This is a genomic window from Burkholderia glumae LMG 2196 = ATCC 33617 (assembly GCF_000960995.1).
Lineage (GTDB): Bacteria > Pseudomonadota > Gammaproteobacteria > Burkholderiales > Burkholderiaceae > Burkholderia > Burkholderia glumae.
The window spans coordinates 571414-591840 of sequence record NZ_CP009435.1; the positions used below are offsets into that span (position 1 = coordinate 571414).

Consider the following 20427-nt stretch of genomic DNA (forward strand, 5'->3'; position numbering starts at 1 on the left):
GCCGCCCATCGGCCCGCATAACGAGTGGAATCCCGTCATGACCGATACGCCGTCGCAACTCCCCCAGCAGCAGCCCGCGCTGCGCGTCGTCCCGCAGCCGTCCGAAGCGAACGTTCACGGCGATGTGTTCGGCGGCTGGATCATGTCGCAGGTCGACATCGCCGGCTCGATCCCGGCCAGCCGGCGCGCCAACGGCCGCGTCGCGACGATCGCCGTCAATTCCTTCCTGTTCAAGCAGCCGGTGTTCGTCGGCGACCTGGTCAGCTTCTACGCGAACATCGTCAAGACCGGCAATACCTCGGTGACGGTGGGCGTCGAGGTCTATGCGCAGCGCATGGGGCTCACGGGCCAAGTGGTCAAGGTGACCGAGGCGACGCTGACCTATGTGGCGACCGACTCGGACCGCCGGCCGCGCGCGCTGCCGCCCGTCGCCTGACGTGCCGCGGCGCGGCGGCGCGCTCGCCCGCGGGCGCGCCGATGCCGCGGCGCCGCCGGCCCGTGGGGCCGGTCGTGGCCGGATCCGCCCGCGCCGGGTTCAGCGCGGCGCGAGTCCGAACTCGCGCATCGCCGGCAGGAAGTCATGGTTGAGCTTGGGCTTGCGCGACAGCTTGGCCAGCGCGTAACGCTCGAACGGCCCGAGCGCCGCCCAGGCCGCCGCGTCAGGCACCGGCAGCCCGGCCAGCGCGCATTGCGCGGCGAGCGCGGCCGGCACCACCGCGGGCTCGCGCCACGCCGGCGCCGCCTCGGGCACGATGCGCTCGGCCTCGCCGGCCGCATGCGCGCGCAACATGTCCGCCAGCGCGCGCGCGAAGTCGGGCCGGGCCACGTCAGGCCGGGCCGCGTCGGGCTCGTGCGCCTCATCCACCACCGGGAACCGCGCAAGCAGCCGCCGGTCCTCCAGCGGCAACCGTTGCCACTGGTCGAGCGAAATCCGCAATGCGCAGCGATCGAGGTGAAAGCGCACGATCATCGGGATGAAGGTGAAATCCTCCGACGATTCGACTTCGAAGTCGAACAGCCGGGGCTGATGGCTCAGTTCCATGATGATTCCGGTCCCGGATGAGATGAGCGCGGCAGTCCGCGCCGGCGAAACCCGCCGCGCCCGGCAAGCCCGGCCCGGCGGGTTTCGCCGCGTTCCGGTATTGTAGAACCCGTCCGCGCGGCGCGCCTTGCGCCGCTCGGCCTGATCCGTATGCCCCGCTGGAGTGTCGCCGTGAATCCGTCCGATCCGCTCGCCCCCGACCTCGAACCGCACGGCAGCGTCGAGGTGGCGATCTCGCGCCATCGTGGCGCCGAGGCCATCGCCACCGCCGACCACGTCGGCCAGGAATGGCCGATCGCGCTGGTGTTCAATGGCATCTCGCACGCGGTGATGATGGGCACGCCGCGCGATCTGGAAGCGTTCGCGGTCGGCTTCGCGATTTCCGAGGGGATCGTCACGCGCGGCGCCGACATCAAGGACATCGAGGTGGTGCTGCACGCCGACGCACCGATTCCGCACGCCGAAGTGCAGCTCGAGGTGGTCCAGCAGGCGTTCCTCGCGCTGAAGGAAAAACGCCGCTCGCTGGCGGGGCGCTCCGGCTGCGGCGTGTGCGGCATCGAGAGCATCGACCTGCTCGACCTCACCCCCGAGCGCGTGTCGGCGACGGACTTTCTCGCGCGCCTCGCGCCCGACGCGCTCGCGCAGGCCGCGCGCGCCCTGCCCGCGCACCAGGCGCTCACCAAGCTCACCGGCGGCCTGCACGCGGCCGCCTGGTGCGACGCGGCCGGCGCGATCCGCTACGCGTTCGAGGACGTCGGCCGCCACAACGCGCTCGACAAGCTGATCGGCCGTCTCACGCTCGCGCGCGCCGACCCGAGCGACGGCTTCGTGTTCCTGTCGAGCCGCGCGAGCTACGAACTGGTGCGCAAGGCCGCGCGCGTCGGCATTCCGCTGGTGGCGACGATCTCGGCGCCCTCGACGCTGGCCATCGCGATCGCGAAGGCAGCGGGGCTGCGGCTCGTCAGTTTCTGCCGCGAGTCCGGCTACGTCGATTACGGCACGGCCTGAGGCCGCTGCGGCCAGGCCGGGCGCGCGCAAGCCGCGGTCCGGCCTCGGCGCCGGCGAAACCCTGCCCGCGCGCCGCGACGCACGGCTGCCGGCGGCAATCCGCGACGCCATCGGCAGCAATCGCGCCGGCCGGCATCGCCGGCTTTCAGTGCGCTCGACGCGCTCGCCGCTTGCTCAATCGAACTGGCGAAAGTCCGGCTTGCGCTTCTCGAAGAACGCGCTGATCGCCTCGCGCGCCTCGGGCGCGCCGAGCATCCTGCCGAAGTGGCTCGCCTCCTCGTCCATCCGCGCGGCCACCGCCACGCCGCTGCCGGTCTGCTTGATGAGCGCCTTCGTCACGCGCAGCGACGAGGCCGGCAGCGCGGCGAGCTTGGCGGCCTGCTGCGCGGCGAACGCCTCAAGTTCGGCGGCCGGCAGCACGCGGTTGACGAGGCCGATGCGGTGCGCTTCGAGCGCATCGAACGGCTCGCCGAGCATCAGCTTCTCGGCCGCCACCTGGTGGCCCGCCAGGCGCGGCAGCAGCAGGCTGGAGGCCGCTTCCGGACACAGCCCGAGCTGCGTGAACGGCAGCGACAGCTTGGCGGTGTCGGCCGCGTAGACGAGATCGCAGTGCATCAGCATCGTCACGCCGACGCCGACCGCGATGCCCGACACCGCGGCAACCAGCGGCTTGGCCGCCGTGCTGATCTGGTGCAGGAACTGGAACACGGGGGCATCCGGCGTGTTCGGCGGCACCTTGACGAAGTCCTCGAGGTCGTTGCCCGCGCTGAAATTGCCGTCGCTGCCGCGGATCAGCACCACCCGCACGGCGCTGTCCTCCTGCGCGGCGGCGAGCGCATCGGCCATCGCCTGGTACATCGCCGCGGTGATCGCGTTCTTCTTGGCAGGGCGCGCGATCGTGATCGTCAGGACGCCGTTCGCGACGTCGGTCTGGATGTCCATCTCACCGTCTCCTCAAATCCGAGCGATAAAAAAGCGGTGCGCGAGCGAGCCGCCCGCGCACCGCCATGATCGGGCACGCTGCCCGCCTACAGCCGTTCGAAGATGCCCGCGGCGCCCATCCCGGTGCCGACGCACATCGTCACCATCCCGTACTTCAGGTTGCGGCGGCGCAGGCCATGCACCACCGTCGCGGCACGGATCGCGCCGGTCGCGCCGAGCGGGTGGCCGAGCGCGATCGCGCCGCCAAGCGGGTTGACCTTGGCCGGATCGAGGCCGAGATCGCGGATCACGGCCAGCGACTGCGCGGCGAATGCCTCGTTCAGCTCGATCCAGTCGAGATCGTCCTGCTTGAGGCCGGCGGCCTTCAGCGCGGCCGGGATCGCCTCCTTCGGGCCGATCCCCATGATCTCGGGCGGCACGCCGCGCACGGCGAAGCTGACGAAGCGCGCGAGCGGCGTCAGGTTGAACTCCTTCAGCACCTTCTCCGAGACCACCAGCAGCGCGCCGGCGCCGTCCGAGGTCTGCGAGCTGTTGCCGGCCGTCACCGAGCCCTTGTTCGCGAACACCGCGCGCAGCTTGGCGAGCCCTTCCGGCGAGGTATCGGCGCGCGGGCCTTCGTCGAGCTTGATCTCGCGCCTCTTCACGTCGATCTCGCCGGTCGCGAGATTCGGAAAATGCTCGCTGATGGTGTACGGCGCGATCTCGTCGGCGAACTCGCCGGCCTGCTGCGCAGCCAGCGCCTTGCGATGCGACTCGACCGAGAACGCGTCCTGGTCCTCGCGGCTCACCTGCCACCGCTCGGCCACGCGCTCGGCCGTCAGGCCCATGCCGTAGGCGATGCCGACGTCCTCGCTGCGGTCGAAGATGTGCGGCGACATCGACGGCTTGTTGCCCATCATCGGCACCATGCTCATCGACTCGGTGCCGCCCGCGATCAGGGCCTCCGATTCGCCCACGCGAATCCGGTCGGCCGCGAACGCGAGCGCGGTCAGGCCCGACGCGCAGAAGCGGTTGACGGTCACGCCGCCGACCGTGTTCGGCAGCCCGGCCAGCAGCGCGCTGATGCGCGCCACGTTCAGGCCCTGCTCGGCCTCGGGGATCGCGCAGCCGATGATCGCGTCCTCGATCAGCTTGGTGTCGAAGCCCGGCACCTGCGCGACCGCGGCGCGGATCGCGTGGACCAGCAGTTCGTCCGGGCGCGTGTTCTTGAACACGCCGCGCGGCGCCTTGCCGATCGGCGTGCGGCTCGCGGCGACGATGTATGCGTCTTGCAGCTGTTTGCTCATTTGTGGCTCCTGTCGACCCGGCACGGCGCGCTCGCGCCGCAACGGGTCCGATCCAAAGTGTCCCGCGGCCCGCTCAGTTGCGCACCGGCTTGCCGGTCTGCAACATGCCCATGATCCGCTCCTGCGTCTTCTGCGTGCCGAGCAGCTCGACGAACGCGCGGCGCTCCAGCGCGAGCAGCCATTCCTCGTCCACCGTGCTGCCGGCCTCGACGTTGCCGCCGCACACCGCTTCCGCGATCCGGCTCGCGATCAGGAAATCGTGGTCGCTGATGAAGCGGCCGTCGCGCATGTTGACGAGCTGCGCCTTGATGGTCGAGATCGCCGAGCGGCCGGCCACCGGAATCTCGGTGGCCCTGAGGGGCGGGCGGTAGCCGGTGGCGGCCAGCGCGCGCGCTTCGCGCTTGGCCACGTCGAGCAGTTCGAACACGTTGAACACGATGGTGTCCGACGGCTTCAGGTAACCCATCGCGCGCGCGTCGTGCGCCGAGGTGGAGACCTTGGCCATCGCCGCGTTCTCGAACGACTTCGCGACGAACTTCAGCAACTCGCTGGTGGCGCCGGCCGCCGTGGCCGCCTCGGCGGCGCGCAGCGCCGCCTCCTTGAGGCCGCCGCCCGCCGGCACCAGGCCCACGCCCACCTCGACGAGGCCGACGTAGCTCTCGACGTGCACCACCCGCTTCGCGCTGTGCAGCATCAGTTCGCAGCCGCCGCCGAGCGCGATGCCCGACACGGCCGAGACCACCGGCACGTTGGCGTACTTCACGCGCAGCATGCCCTGCTGGAATTTCTTCACGAACGGCTCGATGCCCTTGGCGCCGCCCATCATGAAGGCGGGCATCGCCTCCTCGAGGTTCGCGCCGGCCGAGAACGGGCCGCCCGGCGTGCCGAGCTTGAGCGAGGTCGGCTGCCAGATCACCACGGCGCGGTAGTCCTGCTCGGCAAGCTCGATGGCCTGCGCGAGGCCGTCGATCACGCCCGGGCCGATGGTGTTCATCTTCGACTTGAACGAGACGATCACCACGTCGTCCTCGCCGGCGCGGTCGTCCACCCAGGCGCGCACCGAATCGGTCTCGAACAGCGTCCTGCCGTACTTGGCCGGATCACGCCCCGCCTCGCCCAGGAGCGGCGCGCGGAACACCTGGCGCTCGTAGACGGGCAGCGACGAGCGCGGCACGAACTTGCCGGCGGCCGGCGACCACGAACCCTCGGCGGTATGCACCCCGCCCTGCTCGGCCACCGCGCCCTCGAGCACCCACGACGGCAGCGGCACGCTCGCGAGCGCCTTGCCGGCCGCGATGTCCTCCTGCACCCACTCGGCCACCTGCTTCCAGCCGGCCGCCTGCCAGCCCTCGAACGGGCCTTCGTTCCAGCCGAAGCCCCAGCGGATCGCGAGGTCCACGTCGCGCGCGTTGTCGGCGATCGATTCGAGGTGGACGCCGATGTAATGGAACACGTCGCGGAACACCGCCCACAGGAACTGCGCGTGCGGATGCTGGGTCTCGCGCAGCAGCTTCAGGCGCTCGGCGGGCGCTCGCTTGAGGATGCGCGCCACCGTCTCGTCGGCCTTGGCGCCGCCGTCCACGTAGCTGCCCGACTTCGGATCGAGCACCTTGATCGCGCGGCCTTCCTTCTTGTAGAAGCCGGCACCCGTCTTCTGGCCGAGCGCGCCCTGCTTGACGAGCTCGGCGAGCACGGCGGGCGTCTCGTAGACCGGGAAGAACGGATCGTCGGCGAGGTTGTCCTGCATCGTCTTGATGACGTGCGCCATGGTGTCGAGGCCCACCACGTCGGCGGTGCGGAACGTCGCCGACTTGGCGCGGCCGAGCCGCACGCCGGTCAGGTCGTCCACCTCGTCGAAGCGCAGGCCGAACTTGGCGGCCTCGGTGATCACCGCGAGGATCGAGAAGATGCCGACGCGGTTGGCGATGAAGTTCGGCGTGTCCTTGGCGCGCACCACGCCCTTGCCGACCACGCTGGTCAGGAAGGTCTCGAGCTGGTCGAGGATCTCGCCGCGCGTGTGGGCGGTCGGGATCAGTTCGACGAGGTGCATGTAGCGCGGCGGATTGAAGAAGTGGACGCCGCAGAAGCGCGCCTTCAGCTCGTCGGTGAAGCCCTCCGACAGTGCCGTGATCGACAGGCCCGAGGTGTTCGACGCGAAGATCGCGTGGGGGCCGATGTGCGGCGCGACCTTCTTGTAGAGATCGTGCTTCCAGTCCATGCGCTCGGCGATCGCCTCGATCACCACGTCGCATTCGGCGAGCTGGTCGAGGTCGTCCTCGTAGTTCGCGGGCACCAGGTACTTGGCGTCGTCCTTCACGCCGAACGGCGCCGGCGACAGTTTCTTCAGGTTCTCGATGGCCTTGAGCGCGATGCCGTTCTTGGGGCCTTCCTTGGCCGGCAGATCGAACAGCAGCACCGGCACGCGCGCGTTGACGAGATGCGCGGCGATCTGCGCACCCATCACGCCGGCGCCGAGCACGGCGACCTTGCGAATGATGAAATTGCTCACGGGATTCCTCCGGATAGCGCCACGCGTCGCGCCCGGCGGGGCTGGCTGCGGACGGCGCGGCAAATGAATCGGCTGCGGGCGCCCGGGTACGCGCCTCATGCGGCGCGCGTACCCGGGCAAGTTGTCAGAACAGCGCTTCGTCGACTTCCATCAGCGTCTTCGAGCCGGCGCGCGCGGCGCGGATGGTGGCCGCGGTCTCGGGCAGCAGGCGCGCGAAATAGAAGCGCGCGGTGGCCAGCTTCGACTTGTAGAACGGATCGCCCGAGGCTTCCTTGTCGAGCGCGAGGCGCGCCATGCGAGCCCAGAAGTAGGCGAACACGAGGTGCCCGGCGGTGCGCAGGTACGGCACCGCGGCTGCGCCCACCTCGTCCGGGTTCTGCATCGCCTTCATGCCGATTTCCATGGTCAGCTTCTGCAGCTTCTCGCCGATGTCGGCCAGCGGATTAATGAACTCGGCCATCTCGGGCTTCACGCCCTCGGACTCGACGAACTCGGTCACGATGGCGCCGAACTTCTTGAGCTTCGCGCCCATGTCGCCGAGCACCTTGCGGCCCAGCAGGTCCAGCGACTGGATCGAGTTGGTGCCCTCGTAGATCATGTTGATGCGCGCATCGCGCACGTACTGCTCCATGCCCCATTCGGAGATGAAGCCGTGCCCGCCGTAGATCTGCATCGCGTGGTTGGTGCACTCGAACGCGTTGTCGGTCAGGAACGCCTTGATGATCGGCGTGAGCAGCGCGACCAGGTCGGCCGACTCCTTGCGCACCGACTCGTCGCCGTGCGACAGCTCCTTGTCGATCTGCAGCGCGGCCCAGTACGTGAACGCGCGCGCGCCTTCCGCATAGGCCTTCTGCGTGAGCAGCATGCGGCGCACGTCGGGGTGCACGATGATCGGGTCGGCGGCCTTCTCAGGCGCCTTCGGGCCCGTCAGCGAGCGCATCTGCAGGCGCTCCTTCGCGTAGGCCAGCGAGTTCTGGTAGGCCACCTCGGTCAGGCCGAGACCCTGCATCCCGACGCCGAGGCGCGCGGCGTTCATCATCACGAACATCGCGTTCAAGCCCTTGTTGGGCTCGCCCACCAGCCAGCCCTTCGCGTTGTCGAGATTCATCACGCAGGTGGCGTTGCCGTGGATGCCCATCTTGTGCTCGATCGAGCCGCACTTGATGCCGTTGCGCTCGCCCGGCTCGCCCGAGGCGTCGGGGATGAACTTCGGCACGATGAACAGCGAAATGCCCTTGGTGCCCTGCGGCGCGTCCGGCAGGCGCGCGAGCACCAGGTGGACGATGTTGGCCGACATGTCGTGCTCGCCGCTCGAGATGAAGATCTTCGTGCCGCTGATCGAGTAGGCGCCGTCGCCGATCGGCTCGGCCTTGGTGCGCAGGATGCCGAGGTCGGTGCCGCAATGCGGCTCGGTCAGGCACATGGTGCCGGTCCATTCGCCCGACACGAGCTTCGGCAGGTATTGCTGCTGCAATTCCGGCGCGCCGTGCGCGTGCAGGCATTCGTAGGCGCCGTGCGACAGGCCCGGATACATGGTCCAGGCCTGGTTCGCCGAGTTCATCATCTCGTAGAGCGCGTTGTTGACGAACGCGGGCAGGCCCTGGCCGCCATACTCGGGGTCGCACCCGAGCGCGGGCCAGCCGGCGTCGATGTACTGGCGGTAAGCATCCTTGAAGCCGGTGGGCGTGGTGACCACGCCGTCACCCTGGTACTTGCAGCCTTCGCGGTCGCCCACCTGGTTGAGCGGGAACAGCACCTCGGCGCAGAACTTGCCGGCTTCCTCGAGCACCTGATTGATGGTGTCGGCATCGAGATCCGCGTGTTTCGGCATCTGCTTCAGTTCGGCTTCGACGTTGAGCAACTCGTGCAGCACGAATTGCATGTCGCGCAGCGGGGCAACGTACTGTCCCATGACTCTCTCCAAAGGTAGGGCACTGGCTCGAGCCTCGCGCGGGCGTCACGGCACCGCTACCGGCTCTCGCTCTGATACGAAACGATCGTCTTTTCCAGCGCGGCCCAGGTCAGACGCACGCCGTCCGGCAGATGCAGGAAGCGGGCGTCGTGATGCAGGCCGAGCGTGAAGCTGTACAACTCGAAGAGCATCACGTCCGGATCGGTGTCCGGACGCAGATGGCCTTCGTCCTTCGCCTGCGAAATCGCACGCAGCAGCGCGGCGCGCCAGGCCGTCACGCTCGCGATCAGTTGCTCGCGCACCGGACTGTCGGGCCGGTCGTCGTACTCCACGGCGCCGCTGATGTAGATGCATCCGGTCGTCACTTCCTGGATGCGCTTCTCGATCCAGCGGGCCAGCATCGCACGCAGACGCGGCAGGCCGCGCGGCTCGCGCAGGCTCGGAAAAAACACCTCGCTCTCGAAGCGGCGGTGATACTCTCGCACAACCTCCACCTGGAGGTCCTCGCGTGAACCGAAGTGTGCGAACACACCGCTCTTGCTCATCTGCATGCGCTCGGCCAGCAGGCCGATCGTCAGACCCTCCAGCCCGTCACGGCTGGCAAGGTCCAAAGCTGCTTCGAGTATCGCGGCACGCGTTTGTTCGCCTTTTCGCATAAGCTTGATGTCTAAACCGTTCAAGAGGCAATCCAAAAAATCGAACGGCCGTACTATTATTGAGTGCGACCGTGTGTCGAACAAGGAAATTATTAGATTCGGGTGTCTAACCGACCCGGGACGGTTCTCAGGCCGTGGCGGCCGGCACGGCAAGGGTTGACCAGCCCTGCGCGCGGCATTCCGGCGCGCCCCCGGGGCTCGCAACGAACGGGCCTGCGGCCGGTTCCGGCCGGCGCGGGCTAGTCGTAGCCGCCCACCGTCAGCAGTTTCATCGACCAGCGGTACGCGGTGTAGGCGAGCCAGTTCATCAGCCGCTCCAGCGGCGGGCGCGCCGCGTAGCGGGCCGCGTCGATCTCGCGGCCGTCCGCGAAGGCCGCGTCGATCGCCTCGCGCAGCGCGGCGATCTCGGCGTCGTGCCGCACCAGCACCACGTTCGCCTCGTTATTGAGCATCAGGCTCAGGGCGTCGAGGTTCGACGAGCCGACGGTCGCCCAGCTGTCGTCGACCACCGCCACCTTGCCGTGCAGCATGGTCCGGTCGTACTCGGCCACCCGCACCCCGGCGCGCAGCAACGCATGATAAAGGAACGGCACGGCCGTATCGAGCGCGACGAATTCCTTGCGGCCGATCAGCACGCGCACCTCGACGCCGCGCCGCGCCGCGTTGGTCAGCGCGCGGCGCAGCTTGCGCCCCGGCATGAAGTACGGATTGGCCAGCACCACCGCCTGGCGCGCGCGGCCGATCGCGGCCAGGTAGGCCTTCTCGATCGCGCGCCGGTTCAGCACGTTGTCGCGCGCGACGAACGCCACGCTCGGTTCGGTCACGTTGCGCAGCGCGCCCACCTTGACCCAGCGATGATTGCGCACCCAGCGCCGGAAGCGCGCGGCGAACGCCTCGCTCGTCACCGTCGGCGGCACGTACTGCGCATAGCGCTTGTGGCCCATCCGCACGCGATACCACTGCACCTCGAACGCCGCGCGCACGTCGGCCGCGGCCGGCCCGGCCAGCTCGACGGCGAAATCCCAGCGCGGGAACGGCAGGCGCTCGCCGTTCTGCTCGTAATCGTCCACGATGTTGATGCCGCCGCAGAACGCGTAGGCGTCGTCGACGCAGGCGAGCTTGCGGTGCGTGCGCGAAAAGCCGAGGCGGCCGAACAGGTAGCGGTTGTAGATGCGGTGCTCGATGCCGGCCGCCTGCCAGCGCTCGAACAGCGGCAGGCGCGCGGTGCCGATGCCGTCGGTGATCACGCGCACGTGCACGCCGCGCCCGGCCGCGCGCAGCAGCGCGTCGGACACCAGGCGGCCGGCCGCGTCGTCGCAGAAGATGTAGGTTTCCAGCAGCACCGACACCGAGGCCTCGTCGATGCGGCGCACCAGCGCCGGAAAGAACTCGGCGCCGCCGTGGCGCAGCGTGACGGTGTTGCCGGCGCTGAACGCGAGCCGCGACGACGACCCGCGCTCCTGCAGGAACAGGTCCCGCAACTGGGTGAGGCGCAGCCGCTTGCCGCCGCTCATGCCTCACGCGCCGCGAGGCGCGCGGGAAGCTGAAGGATCGCCTCGGCGTTGGACGGCGAGTAGCAGCGCGCGGCCGCCTCGCGGTACGGCAGCCAGAGATGCTCGGTGTGCTCGCGCGGCGACAGCGTGACGCCAATCCCGGCGGGCACCTCGAGGCTGAACCAGTGCTCGGTGTTGCGCGTGACGCCGGGCGCGTAGCGGTGCAGGTATTGCGGATAGATCGAGTACTCGATCTGGTGGCGCCAGTCGACGAGCGCGGCGAGCGGCACGCCCTCGCTGCCGACCACGATGCCGGTCTCCTCGCCGACCTCGCGAATCGCGGTGGCGGCGAGCGGCTCGTCCGGCCGGTCCTTCGAGCCCGTCACCGACTGCCAGAAGCCGGGCAGGTCGGCGCGCTTGATGATCAGCACGTCAAGTGCGGCGGTATGGATCACGACCAGGACGGATTCGGGGATTTTCGGCGGCTTCGTCATTGCGGGTGCGGCCGCCGGCGCGGAACTTCGCGCCGGCCGGCCGGGGACTTCGGGACCGGCAGACTGTACCGCAAAACGAAGGCCGCCGCGTGTCGGGGCACCGCCGGCGCGCGCAGTGAGCCGAAGGAGCTTTCCCGCCGCGCGCCGGCCCGCTCGAGCAGGCGCTCGCCCGAGCGCCGTCGAGCCGCCAGCCGCCAGCCGCCAGCCGCAGGCGCCGGCGCCGGCGCTGGACGATAAAAAGCCCGGCCGGTGCAGCCACCGGCCGGGCTCCGTCGCGTCGACGGCCGCCCGCGCGAGGCGCGGGCGAGCGCCGCGTTACGCCTTCTGTTCCGGCTGACGCAGGCGAATGTGCAGTTCCTTCAGCTGGCGCTCGTCCACCGGGCTCGGCGCCTGCGTGAGCAGATCCTGCGCACGCTGCGTCTTCGGGAACGCGATCACGTCGCGGATCGAATCGGCGCCGGCCATCATGGTGATGATCCGGTCGAGGCCGAACGCGATCCCGCCGTGCGGCGGCGCGCCGTACTGCAGCGCGTCGAGCAGGAAGCCGAACTTCGCCTGGGCTTCCTCCGGCCCGATCTTCAGCGCGCGGAACACCTTGCTCTGCACGTCCTCCTGGAAGATCCGCACCGAACCGCCGCCGATTTCCCAGCCGTTCAGCACCATGTCGTAGGCCTTCGCCAGGCAGCGGCCCGGGTCCGTTTCGAGGTACTCGAGGTGCTCGTCCTTCGGGCTCGTGAACGGATGGTGCGCGGCCACGTAGCGCGCATCCTCGTCGTCGTACTCGAACATCGGGAAGTCGATCACCCACAGCGGCTTCCAGCCCGACTCGACGAGGCCGTTGGCCTTGCCGAACTCCGAATGGCCGATCTTCAGGCGCAGCGCGCCGAGGCTGTCGTTGACCACCTTCGCGCGGTCGGCCGCGAAGAAGATGATGTCGCCGTCCTGCGCGCCGGTGCGCTCGAGGATCGCGGCGATCGACGCGTCGTGCAGGTTCTTCACGATCGGGCTCTGCAGGCCGTCACGGCCCTTGGCTTTCTCGTTGACCTTGATCCATGCCAGGCCCTTGGCACCGTAGATGCGCACGAACTCGGTGTAGCCGTCGATGTCGCCGCGCGTGAGCTCGCCGCCCTTGGGCACGCGCAGCGCCGCGACCCGGCCGTCCTTGGTGTTGGCCGGCGCGCTGAACACCTTGAAGTCGACATCCTTCATCGCGTCGGTCAGCTCGGTGAACTCGAGCTTCACGCGCAGGTCCGGCTTGTCCGAGCCGAAGCGCGCCATGGCTTCCGAGTACGGCATGACCGGGAACTTCGCGCCCAGCTCGACGCCGATCGTCTTGTGGAAGACGTGGCGGATCATTTCCTCGAACAGGTCGCGGATCTCCTGCTCGCCCAGGAACGAGGTCTCGCAGTCGATCTGCGTGAATTCGGGCTGGCGGTCGGCGCGCAGGTCCTCGTCGCGGAAGCACTTGGTGATCTGGTAGTAGCGGTCGAAGTTCGCCACCATCAGCAGCTGCTTGAACAGCTGCGGCGACTGCGGCAGCGCGAAGAACTGGCCCGCGTTGACGCGCGACGGCACCAGGTAGTCGCGCGCGCCTTCCGGCGTGCTCTTGGTCAGCATCGGCGTTTCGATGTCGATGAAGCCCTGCTCGTCGAGGTACTTGCGGACCTCGATCGCCACCCGGTAGCGCAGGCGCAGGTTGTGCTGCATCTGCGGACGGCGCAGGTCGAGCACGCGATGCGTGAGGCGCGTGGTTTCGGAGAGATTGTCGTCGTCGAGCTGGAACGGCGGCGTGACCGACGGGTTCAGCACCGTCAGCTCGTGGCACAGCACCTCGATCTTGCCGCTCTTCAGGCCGGCGTTGATCGTGCCGTCCGGACGGCCGCGCACGAGGCCCTTCACCTGGATGCAGAACTCGTTGCGCACGCCCTCGGCCGCCGCGAACATCTCCGCGCGGTCCGGGTCGCACACCACCTGCACGAGGCCCTCACGATCGCGCAGGTCGATGAAGATCACACCGCCGTGGTCGCGGCGGCGATGCACCCAGCCGCACAGCGAAACGGTTTGGCCCAGCAGGTGTTCGGTCACGAGACCGCAGTATTCAGTTCGCATCGACATGATGTTTGCTTTCGTTCGGTTTGATCAACGGGGCGCAACACGCACACCCGGGGCATTACAGCGGCGGCTCGACGGGCGGACGCGCAGGTGCGGGCACGGGCACCGAAGGCGCGACGACGCCCATCGAGACGATGTATTTCAGCGCGGCGTCGACCGACATGTCGAGCTCGACGACCTCGCTCTTGGGCACCATCAGGAAGAAGCCGGACGTGGGGTTCGGCGTGGTCGGCACGTACACGCTCACGTACTCTTCCTTCAGGTGATTGACCACGTCGCCGCCGGGCACGCCGGTCAGAAACGCGATCGTATAGGACCCGCGGCGCGGATACTCGATCAGCAGCGCCTTGCGGAATGCGTTGCCGCTGCTCGACAGCAGCGTATCGGACACCTGCTTGACGCTCGTGTAGATCGGCCCGACGACCGGAATGTGCCGCACCACGGCGTTCCACCACGTGACGAGCTTCTGGCCGATGAAATTCTGCGTGGCCAGCCCGACGATGAAGATGAAGGCGAGCGTGAGCAACGCGCCGATGCCGGGCAGATGGAAGCCGAGCACGCGCTCCGGCTGCCACGATTCCGGCAGCAGCAGCAGCGTCTGATCCATGATCCCGATCACCGAGCCGAGCACCCACAGCGTGATCGCGAGCGGGACGAGGACCAGGAGGCCGGTCAGGAATACCGTTTTGAGGGTCGTCTTCTTCATCATCAGCCGTGAGGTAACCGCGCCGGTGCCCGGCACGTAAACGCCGGCGCCCGGTCCGGGCGCCGGATCGTCATCAGGTGTCGCTCGGCGCGGCAGGCGCGGCAGGCGCAGCGGTGCTCGCGCCGGCGGCCGGCGCGGCCGGCGGCGAACCCGCAGCCGGCGCGGCCGCGTCGGGCTTGGCGGCCTCGCTGCCTGCACCGTCCGCGGCGCCGGCAGCGGGCGCACTCTTGCCGCCCGAGCCGCCCCGGAAATCGGTCACGTACCAGCCCGATCCCTTCAACTGAAATCCGGCGGCGGTCACCTGCTTGCGGAAGGCATCCTTCCCGCATTCGGGGCAAACGGACAGCGGCGCGTCGCTGATCTTCTGGAGCACGTCCTTCGCGAAACCGCACGCATCGCAACGATAGGCGTAAATCGGCATGTTTTTTTCCCGCGGAAACTAGAAACGTCTTGCAAAACCTTGAATTATATCCGAAAGCTCGCCGTACTCCGGCCGTTTCGGCGCCAGGTGAGCCAGCTTTCGCGCCCTTCGAACACCGGCAGCGAATCGGCGACCGGCCGCGCCTCCTCAAGCACGAACCAGGGCCTCAGCAGCGCCTCGAGCGCCTCGCGCTCGATGCCGAACGGCGGCCCCCTGCGCGTCGACGCGCCCAGCACGAAACAGCCGGCCAGCACGCCGCCCGCCGGCAGCAGCGCGGCCATGCGCGCCGCGTAGTCCGGCCAGCGCGCCGGCCGCAGCGCGCAGAGGAAGGCGCGCTCGTAGATCCATTGCGGCCGCCACGGCGGCGCATAGGCGAAGAAATCGGCCTGCTCGACCACGCCCGCGTGCTCGCCGAGCTGCCGGCGCGCGGCGTCCACGGCACTCGCCGAGAAATCGATCGCCCTCACCGGCCAGCCGGCCCGTGCCAGCCACTGCGCCTCGTAGGCGCTGCCGCAGCCGGGCACCAGCACCGGACACGGCGCGAGCGCGCCCGCGAAGGCGATGAACGCCTCGGGCACGCACGCGAGGTCCCAAGGCAGGAAATCGCGGTCGAAGCGCTCGTCCCAGAACGCGGCGCTGCCCGGGTCGCGATGCACGAAGCCGGCGCCCGCCGCGCCGTCCGGCGGCACCGCGACGTCGTCCGGCTTGCGGCGGCGCTCGCTCACGGCCGCTCCCGGGTCAGGCGCCGGCCGCGAGCGCGAGCAGCACGCGCGCGACGATCGCCCCGACGCCGACCGCGAGGCCGAACACCAGCAGCGCCTGCAGCAGCCGGTTGGTGCGCTTCTGCTCGATCAGGATCTGCTGCATCAGGTCGTCGGTGACCGTGCGCGGCGCATGTTGCCGCTCCGCCAGGGCATGATGGATCAGGCGCGGCAGCTGCGGCAGCGTCTTGCTCCATTGCGGCGCCTCGACCTTGAAGCGCTCGTACCAGCCGCGCAGGCCGATCTGCTCGGCCATCCAGCGTTCGAGATAGGGCTTGGCCGTCTTCCAGAGGTCCAGCTCGGGGTCGAGCGAGCGGCCGAGCCCCTCGACGTTCAGCATGGTCTTCTGCAGCAGCACGAGTTGCGGCTGGATCTCGACGTTGAAGCGGCGCGAAGTGGAGAACAGCCGCATCAGCACCTGGCCGAGCGAGATGTCCTTCAGCGCACGGTCGAAGTACGGCTCGCAGACCGCGCGGATCGCGCTTTCGAGCTCCTCGACGCGCGTGTTGGGCGGCACCCAGCCCGACTCCAGATGCAGCGTCGCGACACGGTGGTAGTCGCGCTTGAAGAACGCGAGGAAGTTCTGCGCGAGGTAGTTCTTGTCGAAGTCGGACAGCGCGCCGACGATCCCGAAGTCGAGCGCGATGTAGCGGCCGAAATGCTGCGGATCGAGGCTGACCTGGATGTTGCCCGGGTGCATGTCGGCATGGAAGAAGCCGTCGCGGAACACCTGCGTGAAGAAGATCTCCACGCCCTCGCGCGCGAGCTTCGGGATATCGACGCCGGCCGCGCGCAGCGTGTCGATCTGGCTGATCGGCACGCCCGACATGCGCTCCATCACGAGCACCGACTGCGAGCTGAAATCCCAGAACATCTCGGGCACCAGCAGGATGTCGAGCCCGGCGAAGTTGCGGCGCAGCTGGCTGCCGTTGGCGGCCTCGCGCATCAGGTCGAGCTCGTCGTGCAGGTACTTGTCGAATTCGGCCACCACCTCGCGCGGCTTCAGGCGCCGGCCGTCCGGCCAGAGCCGCTCGGCCCAGATCGCGATGTCGCGCAACAGCGCCATGTCGGAATCGATCACCGGCAGCATGTTCGGGCGCAGCACCTTGACGGCCACCGGCTTGCCGGCGTGCACGCCCTGCTTCAGCTTCGCGAAGTGCACCTGCGCGATCGACGCGCTCGCCACCGGCACCGGATCGAATTCGTCGAAGAACGCGCTGATCGGCGCGCCGAGCGACTTCTCGACGATCGACATGGCCACCGCCGAATCGAACGGCGGCACCTGGTCCTGCAGCTTCGCGAGTTCGATCGCGAAATCGACGGGCAGCAAATCGCGGCGCGTGGACAGCACCTGGCCGAACTTCACGAAGATCGGGCCGAGACTTTCGAGCGCGTGGCGCAGCCGCACCGCCGGCGGATCGGAGAAGCGGCGCCCAATGGTGGTGATGCGCAGCAGCAGCTTGACGCGACGATCGTCGATGCGCGACAGCATGACCTCGTCGAGGCCGAAGCGGATCACGGTGTAGACGATTTTGATGAAACGGAAAATGCGCATGCGGTGCGGCCCCTCAGTTCACGCCGCGCGGGCTGCCGCCCGCCGGCGCGCCGGATCGTTGTTCCAGGCGCTCGACCCGCTTTTCGATGCGGGCCAGCGCGTCGCGCGCGCGCGCGAGTTCGGCGTCGAAAGCGCCGAGCGCGGCACGCCGCACGAGCTGGGGATTCTCGTCGAGGAAGTATTCGGTCAACGAGTCGAGCAGATTGCGGCCGGTGCGGCGCGCCTGGTCGCCGGCCGAGCGCGCGAGCGTGGCGATCCGGTGGGCGGCCGCGTCGCCGACGATGCGCGCGAGATCCTCCTCGGGTTCCCAGCGCAGGTGTTCGGCGAGCTTCGCGAGCTGGGTCGCGAATTCGGCGTCGCCCTCGAGCTTCACGTGCTTCATGACCGCGGCCTGGCCGCCCTGCGCGAACGCCGCGACCGCATCGAGCGGCGAGCGCTGCGCGCCGCCGAGCGCGATCGACACATCCACCCGCGGTGCTTCGTGCGACTCGAGCGCGGCGAAATAGCCGTCCGGCTGCACGAGCAGCAACAGCGCGACGGGCGGGAATTCGAGCCGGGCGGTTTTTCCGGCGTAGGGAATCAGGCGTTCGCGCGCCCAGGATTCACGGGCGAGCAGGTGATTGACGGCAGCGGCGACAGACTTGGCGGCAAAGGTCATCGGACTGAATAGAAAACCCGCGCAGGCAGGGTGCCTGCGCGGGTTCCTATTGTAACGTCGGATCGGTCCGGCCCCGCTGCGGCGTCGGCCGATTTATCCGCGGCGCCGGGCCCGACGCACGGCTCAGTGCGCGTTGATCTGCTGGATACCGGCCAGCAGCCAGCCCTCGTTGCCCGACTTGGTCAGGTTCCAGACCTCCTCGAACGGCTCGGCCGGCGCGCCCGGATTCTCGCGGATCATGCCGTGGAAGCGCACGCTCGCCTCGGACAGGCTGCCGCGCTGCTCGACGCCGAGCAGGTCGGCATCGATCTGCACGACGTCGGTCTGATTCTTGCCCGCACCGCGCGAATCGAGATCGATCTTCACCTCGGCGAACATTTCAGGCGTGGTGAATTCGCGGATATCGGCCAGGTTGCCCTGGTCCCACGCAGCCTGCAGCCGGACGAAATAGACCTTCGCGTTGCGCACGAACGCCTCGGTGTCGAAACCGGCCGGCACCTGCGGCACCGCGCTTGCGCTGCCCACCGCATCGTTTACCGCGCCCGCCGCCGCGCCGCCGCCGAACACGCGGGCCGCTTCGTTCGCGTAGTTGCTGGACGACGCGGGCTGCGGCGCCGACGAATACGTCGCGTTGCCCGCCGCGTAGCCGCCGCTCGCCGCCCCATCGTAGCCGCGGTTCATCGACGCGCCCGAACCCGCATAGGCCGGCTCCTGCCGGCGGCCGCGGTTCATCAGCTTGCGCACCAGCCAGATGCCGGCAAACGCGAGCAGCGCGATCACGATCAGGTTCGCCATCATGCCCGCGAACGCGCCGCCGAGCCCGAAGTGCGACAACAGCGCCGCGATGCCGAGGCCGGCGGCCAGACCGGCGATCGGCCCGAGCCAGCGCGAGCGGTTCGGCTGGGCGGCCGGCTGCGCGCCGCGCTGCATCTGGGCCGGCGCGGCCTGCTGCATCGGCTGCTGGGCGGGCGGCGTGGCCTGGCGCTGCTGCACCATCTGCGACTGGCGGCCGACACTGCGGCCGCCGCCCATGCGGCGCGCCTCGGCGTCGAGCGACGCGAGCGTGCCCGCCGCGAGCAGGCCGACCATGAACAGCGTGCCGAGCCGTCGTGCCCACGGCCTCCGCTGCTTGCTGCCATTGTTCAACGCACGGGACTCGGACATCTCCATCTCCAAAATGAAAGGTAACTGTATGGACAGAACCCCTTAGTACTTGGTTCCGTGGTGTAACGCTACCACGCCACCTGACAAATTGTAATATTTGACGGCATCGAGGCCCGCCTGCTCCATCATCGTCTTCAGCGTCTCCTGATCCGGATGCATCCGGATCGACTCGGCAAGATACTGGTAACTTCCGGCATCTTTCGCGAACTTGTCGCCGAGCCACGGTAATACTTTGAAAGAATACAGATCGTAGGCTTTTTTCAGCGGCTCCCACACTTTCGAGAATTCGAGCACCATCACGCGTCCGCCGGGCCGCGTCACGCGCCGCATCTCGGCCAGAGCGGCCTCCTTGTGGGTCATGTTGCGCAGCCCGAACGCCACCGTCACCACGTCGAAATGGTTGTCGGGAAACGGGATCTTCTCGGCATCGCAGAGCAGCGACGGCGTGACCACGCCCTTGTCGAGCAGCCGGTCGCGCCCCACGCGCAGCATCGATTCGTTGATGTCGGTATGCCAGACCTCGCCCGTCGGGCCGGCGGCCTTCGCGAACGCGCGGGTCAGGTCGCCGGTGCCGGCCGCGATGTCGAGCACCTTGTAGCCGGGCCGCACGTTCGCCTGCGCGATCGTGAAGGCCTTCCAGGCGCGATGCATGCCGGCCGACATCAAGTCGTTCATCAGGTCGTAGTTGCTCGCGACCGAGTGAAACACTCCCGCCACCTTTTTCGCCTTGTCTTGCTCGTCGACGGTCTCGAAGCCGAAGTGGGTTTTGCTCATCGCGTGAATCCTCTGGAAATGGCAAGACGGCGCCAGGAGGGCGCCGTCGGATCAATCGGTAGTCAGTGACAGTGACCGCTCTGGCCGCCGGCGGCGGGCATCGGCGCGTCGCGGTCGACGCCGGCCGCCTGCAGCTTGTCGAAGTACTCGCGCCAGAGCGCGTCCTGGCGCGTGGCGAGTTCGTACAGCAGGTCCCACGAGTAGATGCCGGTGGAGTGGCCGTCGGAGAAGGTCGGCTGCAGCGCGTAGTGGCCTACGCCCTCGAGCGCCGTGATGGTCACGCCGCGCTTGCCGGTCTGCAGGATTTCCTGCCCGGGGCCGTGGCCGCGGACCTCGGCCGAGGGCGAGAAGACCCGCAGCAGTTCGAACGGCACGCGATAGTTCTCGCCGTTCGGATATTGCAATTCGAGCACGCGCGATACCGCGTGGACGACCACGCCCGACGGAATCGGCGTGGCCGGGGTCAAGCCGCTCATGAAGAATGCCTCGTGTTCAAAGCCTGTTCGATTGCCTCGTGGACCGCATTGTGCAGCAGCGTGGCCTGGGCCGCGCGCAGCCGCAGCAGCGCGTCGGACACCGAGCGCTGACGCGGCGCCCAGACCGCCTGGGGAAAATGCGCGTCGTTCGAGAAGCGCGGAATCACATGCCAGTGCAGATGCGGCACCTGGTTGCCGAGGCTCGCGAGATTCACCTTATCAGGTTGCATCACGCGGCGCACGGCCCGCTCGACGGCGGCCACGACGCGCATCAGATGCATGCGCGCGGGCTCGTCGAGATCGGAGAACTCGGCCACGTGGGTCTGCCAGATGACGCGGCAGAAACCCGGGTAATCGGTCTCCGTGGTGGCGAGCACGACGCGCAGCAGGTCGTCCTTCCAGAGCAGCTCGCCCCCGTCCTCGCGGCAGAATACGCAATCCATCGTCAATTCCTTACA

Annotated in this window: 20 protein-coding genes; 2 read left to right on the plus strand and 18 right to left on the minus strand. The window is 68.7% G+C overall.

Annotated features, from left to right (window positions below):
• Window positions 1-37: 37 nt before the first annotated feature.
• Window positions 38-436 carry an acyl-CoA thioesterase gene (locus KS03_RS15115; RefSeq protein ID WP_015876984.1) on the plus strand — a complete coding sequence of 133 codons (399 nt, stop codon included), beginning with the start codon at window positions 38-40 and terminating at the stop codon, window positions 434-436.
• Window positions 437-535: 99 nt separating this feature from the next.
• Here KS03_RS15115 and KS03_RS15120 read toward each other — a convergent pair whose 3' ends face one another.
• Window positions 536-1042, minus strand: a complete 507-nt coding sequence (locus tag KS03_RS15120) for a nitrate reductase associated protein (RefSeq protein WP_015876985.1) — start codon at window positions 1040-1042, stop codon at window positions 536-538.
• Between the two features lie 150 nt (window positions 1043-1192).
• Between KS03_RS15120 and fdhD the strand changes: the two genes are divergently transcribed.
• A complete protein-coding gene (gene fdhD, locus KS03_RS15125) occupies window positions 1193-2050 on the plus strand; it encodes a formate dehydrogenase accessory sulfurtransferase FdhD (RefSeq protein WP_085962373.1) in 858 nt (285 codons plus the stop codon).
• A 174-nt stretch (window positions 2051-2224) separates the two neighbouring features.
• On the opposite strand, the gene KS03_RS15130 is transcribed toward fdhD, so the two are convergent.
• The 17 genes from KS03_RS15130 to KS03_RS15210 all read right to left on the minus strand — a co-directional run bounded on the left by KS03_RS15130 (window position 2225) and on the right by KS03_RS15210 (window position 20412).
• Window positions 2225-2992: an enoyl-CoA hydratase gene (locus KS03_RS15130; protein ID WP_015876987.1), complete on the minus strand. Its 768-nt coding sequence runs from the start codon at window positions 2990-2992 to the stop codon at window positions 2225-2227.
• Window positions 2993-3078: 86 nt separating this feature from the next.
• Window positions 3079-4278 (minus strand): acetyl-CoA C-acyltransferase, encoded by a 1200-nt coding sequence (locus KS03_RS15135; protein ID WP_015876988.1) that lies wholly within the window; start codon window positions 4276-4278, stop codon window positions 3079-3081.
• A gap of 73 nt (window positions 4279-4351) precedes the next feature.
• A complete protein-coding gene (locus tag KS03_RS15140) occupies window positions 4352-6787 on the minus strand; it encodes a 3-hydroxyacyl-CoA dehydrogenase/enoyl-CoA hydratase family protein (protein ID WP_015876989.1) in 2436 nt (811 codons plus the stop codon).
• 124 nt (window positions 6788-6911) lie between these two features.
• Window positions 6912-8699 carry an acyl-CoA dehydrogenase C-terminal domain-containing protein gene (locus tag KS03_RS15145; protein WP_015876990.1) on the minus strand — a complete coding sequence of 596 codons (1788 nt, stop codon included), beginning with the start codon at window positions 8697-8699 and terminating at the stop codon, window positions 6912-6914.
• 56 nt (window positions 8700-8755) lie between these two features.
• The gene (locus KS03_RS15150) at window positions 8756-9355 is read right to left on the minus strand and encodes a TetR/AcrR family transcriptional regulator (RefSeq protein ID WP_013699351.1); all 600 of its coding nucleotides are present in this window, start codon (window positions 9353-9355) and stop codon (window positions 8756-8758) included.
• A 239-nt stretch (window positions 9356-9594) separates the two neighbouring features.
• Complete coding sequence (locus KS03_RS15155) at window positions 9595-10869, minus strand: phospholipase D-like domain-containing protein (RefSeq protein ID WP_015876991.1); 1275 nt, start codon at window positions 10867-10869, stop codon at window positions 9595-9597.
• On the minus strand, window positions 10866-11342 hold the full coding sequence (nudB, locus tag KS03_RS15160) for a dihydroneopterin triphosphate diphosphatase (RefSeq protein WP_015876992.1): 477 nt from the start codon (window positions 11340-11342) through the stop codon (window positions 10866-10868). The genes KS03_RS15155 and nudB overlap by 4 nt, the downstream gene beginning before the upstream one ends.
• Window positions 11343-11657: 315 nt before the next feature.
• Complete coding sequence (gene aspS, locus KS03_RS15165; RefSeq protein ID WP_015876993.1) at window positions 11658-13457, minus strand: aspartate--tRNA ligase; 1800 nt, start codon at window positions 13455-13457, stop codon at window positions 11658-11660.
• A gap of 55 nt (window positions 13458-13512) precedes the next feature.
• Complete coding sequence (locus KS03_RS15170) at window positions 13513-14163, minus strand: DUF502 domain-containing protein (RefSeq protein WP_015876994.1); 651 nt, start codon at window positions 14161-14163, stop codon at window positions 13513-13515.
• Between the two features lie 70 nt (window positions 14164-14233).
• Complete coding sequence (locus KS03_RS15175; RefSeq protein ID WP_015876995.1) at window positions 14234-14581, minus strand: FmdB family zinc ribbon protein; 348 nt, start codon at window positions 14579-14581, stop codon at window positions 14234-14236.
• A gap of 44 nt (window positions 14582-14625) precedes the next feature.
• Entirely contained in the window at window positions 14626-15306 is a 681-nt protein-coding gene (locus tag KS03_RS15180) for a methyltransferase domain-containing protein (RefSeq protein WP_015876996.1), read from the minus strand.
• A 13-nt stretch (window positions 15307-15319) separates the two neighbouring features.
• A complete protein-coding gene (gene ubiB / locus KS03_RS15185) occupies window positions 15320-16897 on the minus strand; it encodes a ubiquinone biosynthesis regulatory protein kinase UbiB (RefSeq protein WP_015876997.1) in 1578 nt (525 codons plus the stop codon).
• Between the two features lie 13 nt (window positions 16898-16910).
• Complete coding sequence (locus tag KS03_RS15190; RefSeq protein ID WP_015876998.1) at window positions 16911-17555, minus strand: ubiquinone biosynthesis accessory factor UbiJ; 645 nt, start codon at window positions 17553-17555, stop codon at window positions 16911-16913.
• A 123-nt stretch (window positions 17556-17678) separates the two neighbouring features.
• On the minus strand, window positions 17679-18719 hold the full coding sequence (locus KS03_RS15195) for a Tim44 domain-containing protein (protein WP_035977872.1): 1041 nt from the start codon (window positions 18717-18719) through the stop codon (window positions 17679-17681).
• 42 nt (window positions 18720-18761) lie between these two features.
• A complete protein-coding gene (ubiE, locus tag KS03_RS15200) occupies window positions 18762-19493 on the minus strand; it encodes a bifunctional demethylmenaquinone methyltransferase/2-methoxy-6-polyprenyl-1,4-benzoquinol methylase UbiE (protein ID WP_015877000.1) in 732 nt (243 codons plus the stop codon).
• 62 nt (window positions 19494-19555) lie between these two features.
• Entirely contained in the window at window positions 19556-19969 is a 414-nt protein-coding gene (locus KS03_RS15205; protein ID WP_015877001.1) for a gamma-butyrobetaine hydroxylase family protein, read from the minus strand.
• Window positions 19966-20412: an HIT family protein gene (locus tag KS03_RS15210; RefSeq protein ID WP_015877002.1), complete on the minus strand. Its 447-nt coding sequence runs from the start codon at window positions 20410-20412 to the stop codon at window positions 19966-19968. Before KS03_RS15210 ends, KS03_RS15205 begins: the two co-directional genes overlap by 4 nt.
• Window positions 20413-20427: the final 15 nt, after the last annotated feature.